Source organism: Streptomyces sp. NPDC020965 (assembly GCF_044333555.1).
Lineage (GTDB): Bacteria > Actinomycetota > Actinomycetes > Streptomycetales > Streptomycetaceae > Streptomyces.
In genome coordinates this window covers 393,051-406,145 of the sequence record NZ_JBIRRE010000009.1, presented here as the reverse complement: position 1 = coordinate 406,145, position 13,095 = coordinate 393,051, and the positions used below count along the sequence as shown (strand labels likewise).

The 13,095-nt window shown below is 72.5% G+C and carries 10 protein-coding genes; 8 read left to right on the top strand and 2 right to left on the bottom strand.

Translation table 11 applies throughout. The features are described 5' to 3' along the window. Positions 1 to 76: 76 nt before the first annotated feature. Positions 77 to 1,063 carry a phosphatase PAP2 family protein gene (locus ACH4S7_RS26995; RefSeq protein WP_398523885.1) on the bottom strand — a complete coding sequence of 329 codons (987 nt, stop codon included), beginning with the start codon at positions 1,061 to 1,063 and terminating at the stop codon, positions 77 to 79. A gap of 464 nt (positions 1,064 to 1,527) precedes the next feature. On the opposite strand from ACH4S7_RS26995, the gene ACH4S7_RS26990 reads away from it, so the two are divergent. Both ACH4S7_RS26990 and ACH4S7_RS26985 read left to right on the top strand, forming a co-directional pair. Beyond that, the gene (locus ACH4S7_RS26990) at positions 1,528 to 3,171 is read left to right on the top strand and encodes an MFS transporter (RefSeq protein ID WP_398523884.1); all 1,644 of its coding nucleotides are present in this window, start codon (positions 1,528 to 1,530) and stop codon (positions 3,169 to 3,171) included. Between the two features lie 140 nt (positions 3,172 to 3,311). Further along, positions 3,312 to 4,502: an acyl-CoA dehydrogenase family protein gene (locus tag ACH4S7_RS26985; RefSeq protein ID WP_398523883.1), complete on the top strand. Its 1,191-nt coding sequence runs from the start codon at positions 3,312 to 3,314 to the stop codon at positions 4,500 to 4,502. Positions 4,503 to 4,546: 44 nt separating this feature from the next. Here ACH4S7_RS26985 and ACH4S7_RS26980 read toward each other — a convergent pair whose 3' ends face one another. Further along, positions 4,547 to 5,005 (bottom strand): cell division protein SepF, encoded by a 459-nt coding sequence (locus ACH4S7_RS26980; RefSeq protein WP_398523882.1) that lies wholly within the window; start codon positions 5,003 to 5,005, stop codon positions 4,547 to 4,549. A 288-nt stretch (positions 5,006 to 5,293) separates the two neighbouring features. On the opposite strand from ACH4S7_RS26980, the gene ACH4S7_RS26975 reads away from it, so the two are divergent. The 6 genes from ACH4S7_RS26975 (at position 5,294) to ACH4S7_RS26950 (ending at position 12,856) form a co-directional block, all read left to right on the top strand. After that, positions 5,294 to 6,532 carry a DUF5685 family protein gene (locus tag ACH4S7_RS26975; protein WP_398523881.1) on the top strand — a complete coding sequence of 413 codons (1,239 nt, stop codon included), beginning with the start codon at positions 5,294 to 5,296 and terminating at the stop codon, positions 6,530 to 6,532. Between the two features lie 862 nt (positions 6,533 to 7,394). Further along, positions 7,395 to 7,568, top strand: a complete 174-nt coding sequence (locus ACH4S7_RS26970) for a hypothetical protein (protein WP_398523880.1) — start codon at positions 7,395 to 7,397, stop codon at positions 7,566 to 7,568. Further along, the gene (locus ACH4S7_RS26965; protein ID WP_398523879.1) at positions 7,565 to 9,334 is read left to right on the top strand and encodes an FAD/NAD(P)-binding protein; all 1,770 of its coding nucleotides are present in this window, start codon (positions 7,565 to 7,567) and stop codon (positions 9,332 to 9,334) included. Before ACH4S7_RS26970 ends, ACH4S7_RS26965 begins: the two co-directional genes overlap by 4 nt. A 291-nt stretch (positions 9,335 to 9,625) precedes the next feature. Next, positions 9,626 to 10,699, top strand: coding sequence for an LLM class flavin-dependent oxidoreductase (locus tag ACH4S7_RS26960; protein ID WP_398523878.1), 1,074 nt, complete (start codon positions 9,626 to 9,628; stop codon positions 10,697 to 10,699). After that, a complete protein-coding gene (locus ACH4S7_RS26955; RefSeq protein ID WP_398523877.1) occupies positions 10,696 to 12,027 on the top strand; it encodes an NtaA/DmoA family FMN-dependent monooxygenase in 1,332 nt (443 codons plus the stop codon). Before ACH4S7_RS26960 ends, ACH4S7_RS26955 begins: the two co-directional genes overlap by 4 nt. 4 nt (positions 12,028 to 12,031) lie before the next feature. After that, the gene (locus tag ACH4S7_RS26950) at positions 12,032 to 12,856 is read left to right on the top strand and encodes a DUF1684 domain-containing protein (protein WP_398523876.1); all 825 of its coding nucleotides are present in this window, start codon (positions 12,032 to 12,034) and stop codon (positions 12,854 to 12,856) included. Positions 12,857 to 13,095 lie beyond the last annotated feature (239 nt).

Genomic DNA, 13,095 nt, shown 5'->3' with positions numbered 1-13,095 from the left:
CAGAGAACAGGGCCCCGATCCGGCATCGGGGCCCTGTGTCGTACTCGCTGGGGCGGGGGAGAGGCGGGAAGGCGGATCAGCTTCCGGTGGGGTGCCGTGCCGACGACGGGCGACGGTGACCCGACGGGGTGAGCGGGGTCCGCTCGGAGCGGGCGGTGTGCGGTCTCTGCTGGGTGAGCTGCGCGGTGGACCGGCCGCCCGCCCCGGCGAGCGTCCCCACCGCCCCCACCGGCTCACGCGCCGGGGCCTCCGCGGGCTCCAGCGGAGCGTGCCGCGGAACCATTCCGGGCCGTGGGCCGCCCGTGGCGACCGGCAGCGACGGAGCGAGCCGACGGCGCGCGCGCCACCGTTCGCGCTGTCCGAGGATCCACGCCTCCGCGCGGCCGATCAGCGGCTCGCACCAGGGCAGCGCGAGGAGGATCAGCAGCCCGGCCGCCCAGCCGAGCAGCACATCGCTCAGCCAGTGCGTACCGATGTAGACGGTGGTGAGACCGACACCGAGCGAGACCGTGGCGGAGAGCGCCGACAGATAGCGCCGAGTCAGCGGAGTCGTGGCCAGATAGGCCAGGATTCCCCAGGTCACGACCGCGTTCGCGGTATGTCCTGACGGAAATATATCGCCGCCGGCGAACAGCTCGGGAGAGCCGACCTGGGTCGCGTAGTGGGGGCCGAGCCGGCCGAGGCCGATCTTGACCGCGCCCACGGTCGTGTTGAGGAGCAGCAGCGAGACGCCGAGCACCAGCAGGGGCCGCAGGGTGTGCTGACGCCAGGAGCGCCAGCCCAGCCAGGCGGCGACCATCACGGCGGTGGGGCCGCGCTGTCCGAGGACCACGAAGTAGTCGAGGAAGGCGTGCAGCTCCGGCCACTGCTGGTAGGGCCGGAAGAGCATGACCTTCCAGTCGATGATCACCAACCAGGTCGACGCCAGCACGGCGACGACGATGGCGAGATAGAACGCAGACGTCCCGCCGAAGAGGGCGAGACGGGTGCGGCTCATCCGCGGGATCTCTATCTTCGGCGGTTCCGGCTCTCGGTCCAAGCGGGCGAAGATGTCGGTACGCACCCTATCGACGTTACAGCGAGTGAGTGTGTGGCTAGGTCGATCCCGCTGCTTTGTGATGACGATGTGATGTGGAGTGGGTCTCAGTGGCGTGATTTATCGCGCGTCAATCATGCGACAATTCAGAAATTCCCGATGTCATGAGCACCATTGCGTCGGTGCTCCCACCGAAGGCCCTTTTCGCGCCATGAATTGACGCGTGCCGCCCGGATGTATCGATTTCCCGACGCCTCAGGAGCGGTCGGGGACCTTCCGGACCGGCGCCGCGCGCGGGCGCCGGTCCGGGGCGCGCGGGCGTGTCGTACGCCACACTCCCCGGCCCGAAGTGGTGAGGGGGTGCCACTCGCCCACGGCTTGAACTCGCGTACGCTGACGGCTCGCTCGCCCGTCGATGCCGGACCGCCCGGAGGGACCGTCCCCGTCCCCGGCCGGCCCACCGAGCGCGAGCGCACCACTGGAGGTACCGCATGTCAGGGACGACCACGGCCGCACGGTTGCGTGCCGTCGCCGGTGGCGCCAACCGCTGGGTCGTCCTTTTCGTCCTCTGTGTCAGTCTGTTGCTGGTCGCGCTGGACGCGACCGTGCTCCACATCGCCGTCCCCGCGGTCACGGAGGATCTGCGTCCCACCGGTGTCGAACTGCTGTGGATCGTCGACGCCTACCCGCTGATCTGCGCCGCCCTGCTGATCCTCTTCGGCACCCTCGGCGACCGGGTCGGACGGCGCCGGGTGCTGCTCATCGGATACGGCATCTTCGGTGTCGCCTCCGCGGCGGCGGCACTCGCCACCACCCCCGAGGTGCTGATCGCCGCGCGCGCCCTGCTCGGCGTCGGTGGCGCGATGATCATGCCCGCGACCCTCTCCATACTCCGTACCGTCTTCCCGGACCGGCGCGAGCGGGCGACGGCGATCGGGATATGGACGGCGGTGGCCGCCGTCGGTGCCGCCACCGGGCCGGTGCTGGGCGGTTTCCTCATCGAGCACTTCTGGTGGGGCTCGGTCTTCCTGATCAACATCCCGCTGATGGCCGTGATCCTCCCGCTGGGCCGCTGGCTGCTGCCCGAGTCCCGCGGGGACCTCTGTGGGCCCTGGGACGTGCTCGGCGCGCTGATGGCCGCGGCCGGGGTGCTCGGCATGGTCCTCGGGGTGAAGCGGCTCGGCGTGGGTCACTCCCCGCTGGAGCCCGCGACCCTCGGTCCGCTGCTGGCCGGCGCGGTGCTGCTGGCCCTGTTCGTCCGCCGGCAGAAGCGGCTCAGCCATCCGTTGATAGACATCCGGATGTTCGCATCGGCCACCTTCTCCACCTCCGTGGGCTGCATCGTGCTCGCGATGCTCGCGCTGGTCGGCCTGGAGCTGATCGCCGTCCAGTACCTCCAGCTCATCCTGGGCCTCGGCCCGCTGGAGACCGGTCTGCGGCTGCTCCCGCTCACCTTCGCCGCGATGGCGGCCGGCGCGACCGGCTCGTACACCCTGCGCCGGGTCGGACCGCGCCGGATGGCCTGCTGGGGGTTCGCCCTGACCGCGGCGGCCGTGCTGCTGCTGACGCTGATGGGCCAGGACGACCGTCCGCTCCTGCTGACCACCGGTTTCGTCCTGCTCGGCTTCGGGCTCCAGACGACGCTCTTCGCGGCGTACGAGTCGATGCTCAGCGATGCCCCGGCGGAGCACGCGGGCGGGGCGGCGGCGATCGGCGAGACCTCGTACCAACTGGGCGCGGGGATCGGCATCGCGCTGCTCGGCAGCGTCATGAACGCGGCCTACGCGCCCGCCTTCCACTCGCTCGCGGGTGTCCCGCGCGCCGCCAGTTCCGCCGCGTCGAACTCGCTGGGCGAGGCGTACCAGGTGTCGGACCGACTGGGTGGCGCGGCCGGTGAGGTGCTGCGGTCCACGGCGCGTCACTCCTTCGTCACCGGACTCCATGTCACGCTGCTGGTCAGTGCCGGGCTGCTGCTGCTCGGCGCGCTCGCCGCGCTGAAACTGCCCCGGCTGATGGACTGCGTGGTGGCCGAGAAGTGTCCGCCGCCGCGCGCCCCGTCGGAGGGGGCGGGGCCCACGGTCCAGGCCGGCCGGACGCCGGCCGCGGCGAGCGGGTCTGGACGCCCGGCGGGCTGACCCCGTACCGTCGGGATTCGTTTACTAGCACCGCTAGTTTTTCGATTCCCCTGTTCGGGTGAGCGTGGTCGGGGGTGCGCTGTTGACCCGTGCCGTCGTGCCGTCGGCGAGCGCTCGCCAGCGTCATCGGAGGCCATGACATGTCCGCATCCGCGAAGCCCGCCCGTTTCGACGCCGCCGACCCCCTCGGCCTCGACGATCTGCTCGACCCCGAGGACCTCGCCATCCGCGACACCGTGCGCGACTGGGCGGCCGACCGGGTGCTCCCGCACATCGCCGACTGGTACGAACGCGGGGAGCTGCCGGAGATCCGGGAACTGACCCGGGAACTCGGCGCGCTCGGTGCCCTCGGGATGCCGCTGACCGGCTACGGCTGCGCGGGCGCCACCCCGGTCCAGTACGGACTGGCCTGTCTGGAGCTGGAGGCGGTCGACTCCGGCATCCGTTCCCTGGTCTCCGTACAGGGCTCGCTCGCCATGTACGCGATCCACCGGTACGGCTCCGAGGAGCAGCGGCTGCGCTGGCTCCCCGGGATGGCGGCCGGCGAGATCATCGGCTGCTTCGGTCTCACCGAGCCCGACCACGGCTCCGACCCGGCCGGGATGCGCACGCACGCCCGGCGGGACGGCTCCGACTGGGTGCTGACGGGTCGCAAGATGTGGATCACCAATGGCTCGGTGGCCCAGGTCGCCGTCGTCTGGGCGCAGACGGACGACGGCATCCGCGGCTTCGCCGTACCGACCGACGCCCCCGGCTTCTCCGCGCCCGAGATCAAGCACAAGTGGTCCCTGCGCGCCAGCGTCACCAGTGAACTGGTGCTGGACGGGGTCCGGCTGCCGGCCGACGCCGTGCTGCCGGGGGTCACCGGCCTGCGCGGGCCGCTGAGCTGTCTGAACCACGCCCGTTACGGGATCGTCTGGGGCGCGATGGGCGCCGCGCGCGCCAGCTTCACGTCGGCGCTGGAGTACGCGCGCACCCGTGAGCAGTTCGGCAGGCCCATCGGTGGCTTCCAGCTCACCCAGGCCAAACTCGCCGACATGGCGGTGGAGCTGCACAAGGGCATCCTGCTCGCCCACCATCTGGGGCGGCGCATGGCGGCGGGCGGGCTCCGCCCCGAGCAGGTGAGTTTCGGAAAGCTCAACAATGTGCGCGAGGCGATCGAGATCTGCCGTACCGCGCGCACCATCCTCGGTGCCAACGGGATCTCGCTGGAGTACCCGGTGATGCGGCACGCGACCAATCTGGAGTCGGTGCTCACCTACGAGGGCACCGTCGAGATGCACCAGCTCGTGCTGGGCAAGGCGCTCACCGGCCTGGACGCCTTCCGGTGACCGATGAAGCGCGGTGACCGGACAGGAGTCGGCGAGCGCCCCGCTCAGCTCTGGTTGTAGAAGCCGTCCTGGGGCCGGCCCGGTGCCTCTCCGCTGACGACCTGCGTATGCGCGGGGCTCAGCAGGAAGACCCGGGTCGCCACCCGCTCGATGGATCCGCGCAACCCGAAGGTCAGCCCGGCCGCGAAGTCCACGACGCGCTTGGCGTCGCCGGACTCCAGCGAGGTCAGGTTCACGATGACCGGGACGCCCTCCCGGAACAGCTCACCGATGCCCCGGGCGTCCCGGAAACAGGTGGGCGAGACCGTGGCGATCCTGCGGCTCTCGGCCGGGGCGGATTCGGAGGCAACGCGCACCCGAGGGTCGGTGACCCACGCGTCACCCGTCTCGGCATCGTCGGAGTACTCGCCGTACTCGGCGTACTCGGCGTACCTGTCGGAGTGATGACGCTCGTCGTCCTCAACCAGTCCCAGCCAGGCGCTCGCCTTGCGCACAGATCCCATCGACGCCTCCTTCCACTGTGGTCCGCTCACGAGCGGTCTTACGTCTTTCCTGTCCCTATGCTCGTCCATCATGCGGATCGGGCGCCAAGTGGATAGCCGCCGCGCAGGGGTTTCGTGACGGTACTGATGCAGAGGATGTGGCGGTTCGTCAGGGTTCTTCCTGGATAAGGCGGGTGATCTGTCCAAAATAGGAACGTCGGGCCGGATGGGTGACGCAGGGGTCGTACGGGTGAACGGGTCGATCGATACGATGCCCGCACTGCCGCACGACGCACGGGGGATCAGCAAATGTTCGGAATAGTCAGGCCCTGCGCCCATCGACTCACCGATGGCTTGAAAACGGAGTGGATGGCTCACCTCTGTGGCCTCTGCTTGGCGCTCCGCGCCGATCATGGCCAGTTCGCCCGCATGGTGACCAACTACGACGGCCTGATCGTATCGGTCCTGACGGAGGCTCAGGCCGAGCGCGCGCCCGACGCCCGGCGCACCGCGGGGCCCTGCCCCCTGCGGGCCATGCGCACCGCACCCGTCGCCCGGGGCGAGGGGGCCCGGCTCGCCGCCGCGGTCTCCCTGGTGCTGGCGTCGGCGAAGGTGCGGGACCATGTCGCCGACCGGGACGGGTTGCTGGCCCGCAGGCCGGTGGCCGCCGCCGCGCGCAAGGTCGCGGCCGGCTGGGACCGGGCCGGCGCGCGGACGGGGGCGGAGCTGGGCTTCGACACCGCCGTCCTGCTCGACGCGGTCGACCGGCAGAGCGGGATCGAGGCGCTCGCCGGGCCCGGGACCTCCGTACTGACGGTCACCGAGCCCACCGAGACGGCGACCGCCGCCGCCTTCGCGCACACCGCCGTGCTCGCCGGGCGACCGGAGAACATGGCCCCGCTCGCCGAGGTCGGCCGGCTCTTCGGGCGGCTGGCGCATCTGCTGGACGCCGTGGAGGACCGGGCGGCCGACGCCGCAGCCGGTGCCTGGAACCCGCTGACCGGGACCGGCACCTCCCTCACGGAGGCCCGCCGGTTCGCCGACGACGCCATCCACGGGATGCGGCTCGCGCTGCGGGACGTCCGCTTCGTGGACGACAAGCTGGTGCATGTCCTGCTCGCGCATGAGACGGCCGCCGCGGTGAACCGGGTCTTCGGGACGACGACCTGCTCCCACCAGGCGCAGAGCGGGAACCCGTACGGCGGCTCCGGCAACCCTTACGGCGCCGGCCAGCAGGGGGGCGGCGACCCGTCAGGTGGCGGTCAGCCCGGTGGCTTCGGCGCCTCGGGCTCCGGCAACCCCTTCGGCGCCGGGGGTGCGGGTCGCTCCGGGGGTGCGGGCGGTTCTGGTGGCGGCTCCGGGCCGTCCGCGCCCGATCCGCAGCAGCCCAAACCGCGTGGCTTCCTGGCCGGGTGCGCCGCCTTCACCTGGGTCTGCTGTAGCTGCCAGATGTGCTGTGCGGACACCTATGAGGGCCCCTGGTCGCGCAAGCGGCGCAAGGGGTGCCGGGACCACTGCGACTGCCCGGACTGCGGCTGCGACTGCTGACGGCGCCGAGCTCGGGCCGTAAGCCGTAAGCCGGATGGGGTGTGACCGCCGCCGTCGGGGTGACGGGGTTGGGGGCAGTGCCCGGCGAGGTGCCGGTGCCTGCGGGAGGCATGGCTACGGGCTGGCGGTTCCGTCTGAGGGGCCTGCCCTTTCCAGCCCCCTGTGTACAAGGGTCCGTCCTCAATCGCCGGACGGGCTGAATTTGCAGCCTCGCCGGCGCTTGAGGCGCGGGGTTGGGGGCAGTGCCCGGCGAGGTGCCGGTGCCTGCGGGAGGCATGGCTACGGGCTGGCGGTTCCGTCTGAGGGGCCTGTCCATTCCAGCCCCCTGTGTACAAGGGTCCGTCCTCAATCGCCGGACGGGCTGAATTGCGGCCTCGCCGGCGCTTGAGGGGCGGGCGGCGGCGGGTGATGGGGTGAGGGGGGTGGCGGTGCGCGTCGCGGTGTGGTGAAGGCCGTACGAGGAGAGATGCGCGGTGCCGTGCGCGATGGGCGGCACGGACTGACGCGACAGGGAATCACGGCCGGGCGCGGTGAACGGCGCCCCAGGAGCAGCGAGGTCGGCTCAACAGGAGGCGGACCACACGCGACCGAGGTCGATGTGGGAGCGCTTGACCAGCGGCTGCTGCGAATTCATGGCACAAGTGGAACAGGCATCCGTTTCCGCGTCAACTGCCGTGAGACATCACGCCCACAGTGTGGACAGCCTTGACAGCGGGCCGTCCCCACCGCCTAGCCTGCGGGAGCGGATCGTGCTGAGGGGCCGGTCCGCCACGCGTCCCGGCATCATCGTGTGCCCGGTGTTTCCGGTTGACTCCGGTGAAGGTCGTCCCGTGTTCGATCGTTGCATCCACGGAGCCTTCGTATGGCCGAATCCACCGATGTCGCCCCCGAGTTCCCCGCCGCCGATCCCGCTCCCGCGACCCGACCGCTGAGCCCCGCCGCATCCGCCGCGTCCGCCGCCTTGGCGTTAACCACCGACGTCACACCGGTGTCCCGCCCGGCTCGGACCACCGCCGTCGCGGCGGGTGACCGATGAGACCGTCCCTCGTCATCGTGGGGGCCGGCCCGCGCGGTACGGGGGTGCTGGAACGGCTCGCCGCCAACCTTCCCGAGCTGTACGGGGAACTGCCGCTCGACCTCCACCTCGTGGACCCCTTCCCGCCGGGGGCCGGCCGGATATGGCGCACCGACCAGTCCCCGCTGCTCTGGATGAACTCCATGGCCGAGGACGTCACCATGTTCACCGACGAGACGGTCCGGCAGGACGGCCCGATCCGCCGGGGGCCCACCCTCGCCGAATGGGCCGGTCTCGACGGCGCCACCTTCCCCACCCGCCGACGGCAGGGCGGCTATCTGCGCTGGGTGTACGAGGAGGCGGTGGCGGCCCTCCCGCCGACCGTCACCGTCCGCGAGCACCGGACCTCCGCCCTGCGGATCACCGGCACACGGGACGGGCGCCAACTGGTCACGCTCCGGGACCGCGCCGAACCCCTCGCCGCCGACGCGGTCGTCCTCACCCTCGGGCACCTCGACGCCGAACCCGACGCCGAACAGCGCGCGCTGGCCGATTTCGCCCGCCGCAACGGGCTCGTCCACCTGCCGCCCGACCACACCGCCGACAGCGACCTCGACGCCCTGCCGCCGGGCGAACCCGTCATCGTCCGCGGCTTCGGACTCGCCTTCATCGACCTCATGGTCCTCCTCACCGAGGGCCGCGGCGGACGGCACCGGAACGGCGAGTACCTCCCCTCCGGCCGGGAACCGGTGCTGCACGTCGGATCGCGGCGCGGCGTCCCGTACCGCGCGAAGATCGGCTACCCGCAGGACGGCGACCGACCACCGCTGCCCCGCTTCTTCGACCCCGACCGGACCGAAGCGCTGCGGAAGCTGCCGTCCCTCGACTTCGCGCGCGACATCTGGCCACTCATCGCCAAGGAAGCCGGGCACGCCCACTACCACCGACTCTTCACCGCCCACCGGGAACGGACCCGGGGCACCCCGAGCGACTTCGCCGAGGGGTACGGGGCGGCCGAGCCCGACAGCCCCGCACTCCGGGCCCTGATCGCCGCCGCCGTCCCCGACCCCGCCGACCGACTCGACCTCCAGGCACTCGACCGACCGCTGGAAGGCCGGCGCTTCCCGTCCTACGACGCGCTCCAGGACGGGCTGCGCCGCCATATCGAGGCCGACCTCACCCGCCGCCACGACCCCGCGCACAGCGCCGACCTCGCCGTGTTCTCGGCCCTGCTCTCCGTCTACGGACAGCTCATCCGGCTCGGTGACATCGGCGGCTGGTGGCACGGCTTCTTCAGCTACCTCGCCTCGGGGCCCCCGGGCGTCCGGCTGCGCCAACTCCTCGCGCTCTCCCGCGCCGGGATCGTCCGCTTCGTCGGCGCGGACATGACGGTGACCGCCGACGAGCGGCGCGGGGTGTTCCGGGCGGGTGGCGCCAGCGTGCCGGGGGAGTGGATCGAGGCCCGCGCCCTGGTCGAGGCGCGGCTGCCGGAACCGACGGTGCACCGCACCCGGAGCCCGCTGCTGCGCTCGCTGTTCGAGGACGGGGCCGCCGCCACCCCCACCGGGCTACTCGCCGTGGACCCTGCGGACGGGCGGGTGCTGGACCGGGCGGGGCGGCCGTACCCGCGCCGCTTCGCGCTCGGTCCGCACACCGACGCCCGATCGGGCGGGGCCTTCACCCGGCCCCGTACCGGCGGCGCCGCCTTCGGCCAGAACGACGCCACCGCGCGCACCGCCCTGACCCTGCTGCGCGCGCTCTCCTGTCGGCCCTGTCTCAGCGGCTGAGCCGCGCGACGGGATGCGCTTGCCCGGCACGGCGGCACGGCCGGAGGGCACGGCGGACCGACGGGACTTCGAAGACCCGCGCCACCCCGATCCAGCACCGTCCCGATCCAGCACTGCCCGGCCTCACGTACTCCGCGCCACCCCGATCCAGCCCGGCCCCGCCCCCGATCCAGCACTGCCCGGCCTCACGTACTCCGCTCCGCCCCGACCCAGTACCGCCCCGTTCCAGCCCCGCCCCACGTACTCCGCACCTCCGCCAGCCGGAACCGACCGATTCGGAGACGCCACACCATGTCCGTCACCCGACCACTGCATCTGGCCGTCGCGCTCGACGGCCCGGCGCGGTACGACGCCGAGCACTACGCCGGCCTCGTCCGGCTCGCCGAGCACGGCGCCCTCGACTTCGTCACCCTCGGCGACTCGTTCGCCCGCCCCGGCCCCGACGCACTCGCCGTACTGGCCCGGGTCGCCCCGCTCACCCGGCGGATCGGTCTGGTGCCGACCGTGACCACCACCCACACCGAGCCCTTCCACGTCTCCACCGCGGTCGCCACCCTCGACTGGGTCAGCCGGGGCCGGGCCGGCTGGGCCGTGGGAGTCTCCACGACCGAGGCCGAGGCCCGGCTCTTCGGGCGGCGGCCCGCCGCGCCCACCGCGGCGCTCTGGCGGGAGGCCGGCGAAGTCGCCGATGTCGTCGCCCGGCTCTGGGACAGCTGGGAGGACGACGCCGAGATCCGTGATCCGGCCACCGGACGCTTCATCGACCGCGAAAAGCTGCACTACGTCGACTTCCAGGGCACCGGATTCCGGGTCCGCGGGCCCTCGATCGTGCCCCGGCCGCCGCAGGGCCGTCCCATCACCCTCATCGACATCACCGGCACCGGTGAGGCCGGACGTCGCGCCGCCGCCCGGCACGCCGACGTCGTCCTCGTCCGTGCCGGTTCCCCCGAGCGGGCCGCCGCCCTCCGTACCGCGATCCGTCGCGACGCCGCCGGCCACGGCCGGAACCCGGACACCGTCCGCGTACTGCTCTCGCTCGCGGTCGACCTCGGCGAGAGCGAGGCCACGCCGGAGCCGGGGCTCGCCGACGGACCCCGGCTGGCCGCCCAGTCCACGTACTACAGCGGCGGCCCCGTGGACCTCGCCGACCTGATCACCGAATGGCACCGGGCCGGTGCCGTGGACGGCTTCCACCTCGCCCCCATAGCGCCCCACCGCGATCTGGAACGCATCGTCAACGGAACCGTCGCCCTGCTCCAGCACCGCAGCCTGTTCCGCACCTTCCACCCGGGCGGCACCCTCCGGGAGCACCTGGGGCTCGCCCGACCCGCCAACCAGTACGTCACCACCGGGGGGACCCCATGACCGCCGTACGCGAACCCCGCGGCCGCGGGCAGCGCCGCAAGCAGCTCCACCTCGCCGCCCACTTCCCGGGCGTCAACAGCACCACCGTCTGGACCGACCCCCGCTCCGGCAGCCAGATCGACTTCGCCTCCTTCGACCATCTCGCCCGCACCGCCGAACGCGGACTGTTCGACTTCTTCTTCCTCGCCGAGGGGCTGCGGCTGCGCGAGCACAAGGGCCGCATCCACGACCTCGACGTCGTCGGCCGTCCCGAGTCGATCACCGTCCTCAACGCCCTCGCGGCCGTCACCGACCGGCTCGGACTCGCCGCCACCGTCAACGCCACCTTCAACGAGCCGTATGAACTCGCCCGCAGACTCGCCTCCCTGGACCACCTCAGCGGCGGCCGGGCCGCATGGAACGTCGTCACCTCGTCCGACGCCTTCACCGGCGAGAACTTCCGGCGCGGCGGCTATCTGGACCGGGCCGACCGCTACACCAGGGCCGCCGAGTTCGTCCGTACGGCCCGCGCACTCTGGGACTCCTGGACACCCGAGGGGCGACCGCGGCCCTTCGCCCACACCGGACCCCACTTCACCGTCGAAGGGGAGTTCACCCTCCCGCGCTCCCCACAGGGACACCCGGTCGTCATCCAGGCGGGCGACTCCGACGAGGGCCGCGCCTTCGCCGCCGCGGCCGCGGACGTGATCTTCACCCGGCACGGCACCCTGGAGGCGGGCCGCGCCTTCTACGCCGACGTCAAATCCCGCCTCGCCGCCCACGGCCGCCACCCCGACCACCTCAAGGTGATGCCGGGCGTCACCTTCGTGATCGGTGACACCGACGCGGAGGCCCAGGAGTTGTCCGTCGAACTCCTCCGCCAGCAGATCACCCCGCAGAACGCCCTCCTCGCGGCCGAACAGGTCTGGGGCCGTGACCTCTCCTCGTACGACCCCGACGGGCCGCTCCCCGAGATCGACCCCGACCCCGGCGCCACCATCGTCCAGGGGCGGGCCCGCGCGGGCGGCGACCCCTTCGAGACCGTCGCCGCCTGGCGCGCGCTGTCCCGTGCCAAGGGACTGTCCATCCGCCAGACCGTCGTCGAGACATCCGGCCGGCAGTCCTTCATCGGCAGCCCCGACAGCGTCGCCGCGGCGATGGACACCTTCGTCACCGAGCGGGCGGCCGACGGATTCATCCTCGTCCCCCACCTCACCCCAGGCGGACTCGACGACTTCGTCGCGCGGGTCGTCCCGCTGCTCCAGGAACGGGGGATCTTCCGCACCCGGTACGAGGGCACGACGCTCCGTTCCCACCTCGGGCTGCCCACGCCCGTGTGGAAAGGTTGACGGCATGAGTACGGACGCACGACAAGCAGCCGAAGACGGTCACGGCGGACCCGAACCGCGCGACTGGCGCCGGTGGCACGAGCACCGCATCGACACCATCACCGCGCCGTACGGGCCGCTCTCCCTCACCGGGACCCACTGGCTGGCGGACCACCCCGACGGACGGGTTCCGGCCGTCCCGGGGCGCTGGAGCGCCGACGGCGACGAGGTGGTGCTCCGCGCGGCGGACCCGGACGGTCTCACCCTCGACGGCAAGCCCTTCACCGGCACGGTCCGGCTCACCGCCGACCACGGCCCCATCCCCGGATCCCGGATCGCCCACGGTCAACGGCGGCTGGTGGTGATGCGCCGTGAAGGGCTCTGGTCGGTACGCGACTTCGATCCGGACGCACCCGCGCGCCGGGCGTTCACCGGCATCGAGACCACCCCGTACGACCCCCGCTGGGTACGGCCGGGGCACTTCCGCCCCTACCCGGAGCACCGGAGCGTCCGGGTGGCCAACGCGGACGGGCGGGAACGCGGGCTCGGCCTCGGCGGCGAGATCGCCTTCGACCTCGACGGCGCGGAGCGCACGCTCCGGGTCGCCGTCGAACAGGACGGCTCCCTCTGGGCCGTCTTCGCGGACGCCACCAGCGGGGCGGGCAGCTACCGCTTCCGCTTCCTGCGGCCCCCGGCACCGGCCGCCGACAACACCGTGACCGTCGACTTCAACCGCGCGCTGCTGCCGCCGTGCGCCTTCGCGGACCACTTCATCTGCCCCCTGCCGCCGCCGGGGAACACCCTGCCGATCGGCGTCCCGGCCGGGGAGCGGGCCCTCCGCACCGGCTGACCGGCCGGGGCGCCCACCCGCCGTGCCGTCCGGAGCAGCCGTGCACCGGACGGCGCGATGCCGCCCGGCCGAAACACCCCTTGCGCCGCGAATCAGCGGTCCGAATACTCCCGATCAACGCGCCGGGGGACCCGGAGGGTCCCGGTCGTCCCGGTCGTCGGAAAGTAACCGCCCGCCGTCCGCACCGCATGGGCCCCCACCCCCCGACGGGCCCGGATTCCCCCGGGAGGGACGCCCCC

What these genes read in the sequence shown, in the direction of transcription:
- ACH4S7_RS26990 (WP_398523884.1), top strand. Translation starts at nt 1,528, where the DNA reads ATGTCAGGGACGACCACGGCCGCACGGTTGCGTGCCGTCGCCGGTGGC.
- ACH4S7_RS26985 (WP_398523883.1), top strand. Translation starts at nt 3,312, where the DNA reads ATGTCCGCATCCGCGAAGCCCGCCCGTTTCGACGCCGCCGACCCCCTC.
- ACH4S7_RS26980 (WP_398523882.1), bottom strand. Translation starts at nt 5,005, where the DNA reads ATGGGATCTGTGCGCAAGGCGAGCGCCTGGCTGGGACTGGTTGAGGAC.
- ACH4S7_RS26975 (WP_398523881.1), top strand. Translation starts at nt 5,294, where the DNA reads ATGTTCGGAATAGTCAGGCCCTGCGCCCATCGACTCACCGATGGCTTG.
- ACH4S7_RS26970 (WP_398523880.1), top strand. Translation starts at nt 7,395, where the DNA reads ATGGCCGAATCCACCGATGTCGCCCCCGAGTTCCCCGCCGCCGATCCC.
- ACH4S7_RS26965 (WP_398523879.1), top strand. Translation starts at nt 7,565, where the DNA reads ATGAGACCGTCCCTCGTCATCGTGGGGGCCGGCCCGCGCGGTACGGGG.
- ACH4S7_RS26960 (WP_398523878.1), top strand. Translation starts at nt 9,626, where the DNA reads ATGTCCGTCACCCGACCACTGCATCTGGCCGTCGCGCTCGACGGCCCG.
- ACH4S7_RS26955 (WP_398523877.1), top strand. Translation starts at nt 10,696, where the DNA reads ATGACCGCCGTACGCGAACCCCGCGGCCGCGGGCAGCGCCGCAAGCAG.
- ACH4S7_RS26950 (WP_398523876.1), top strand. Translation starts at nt 12,032, where the DNA reads ATGAGTACGGACGCACGACAAGCAGCCGAAGACGGTCACGGCGGACCC.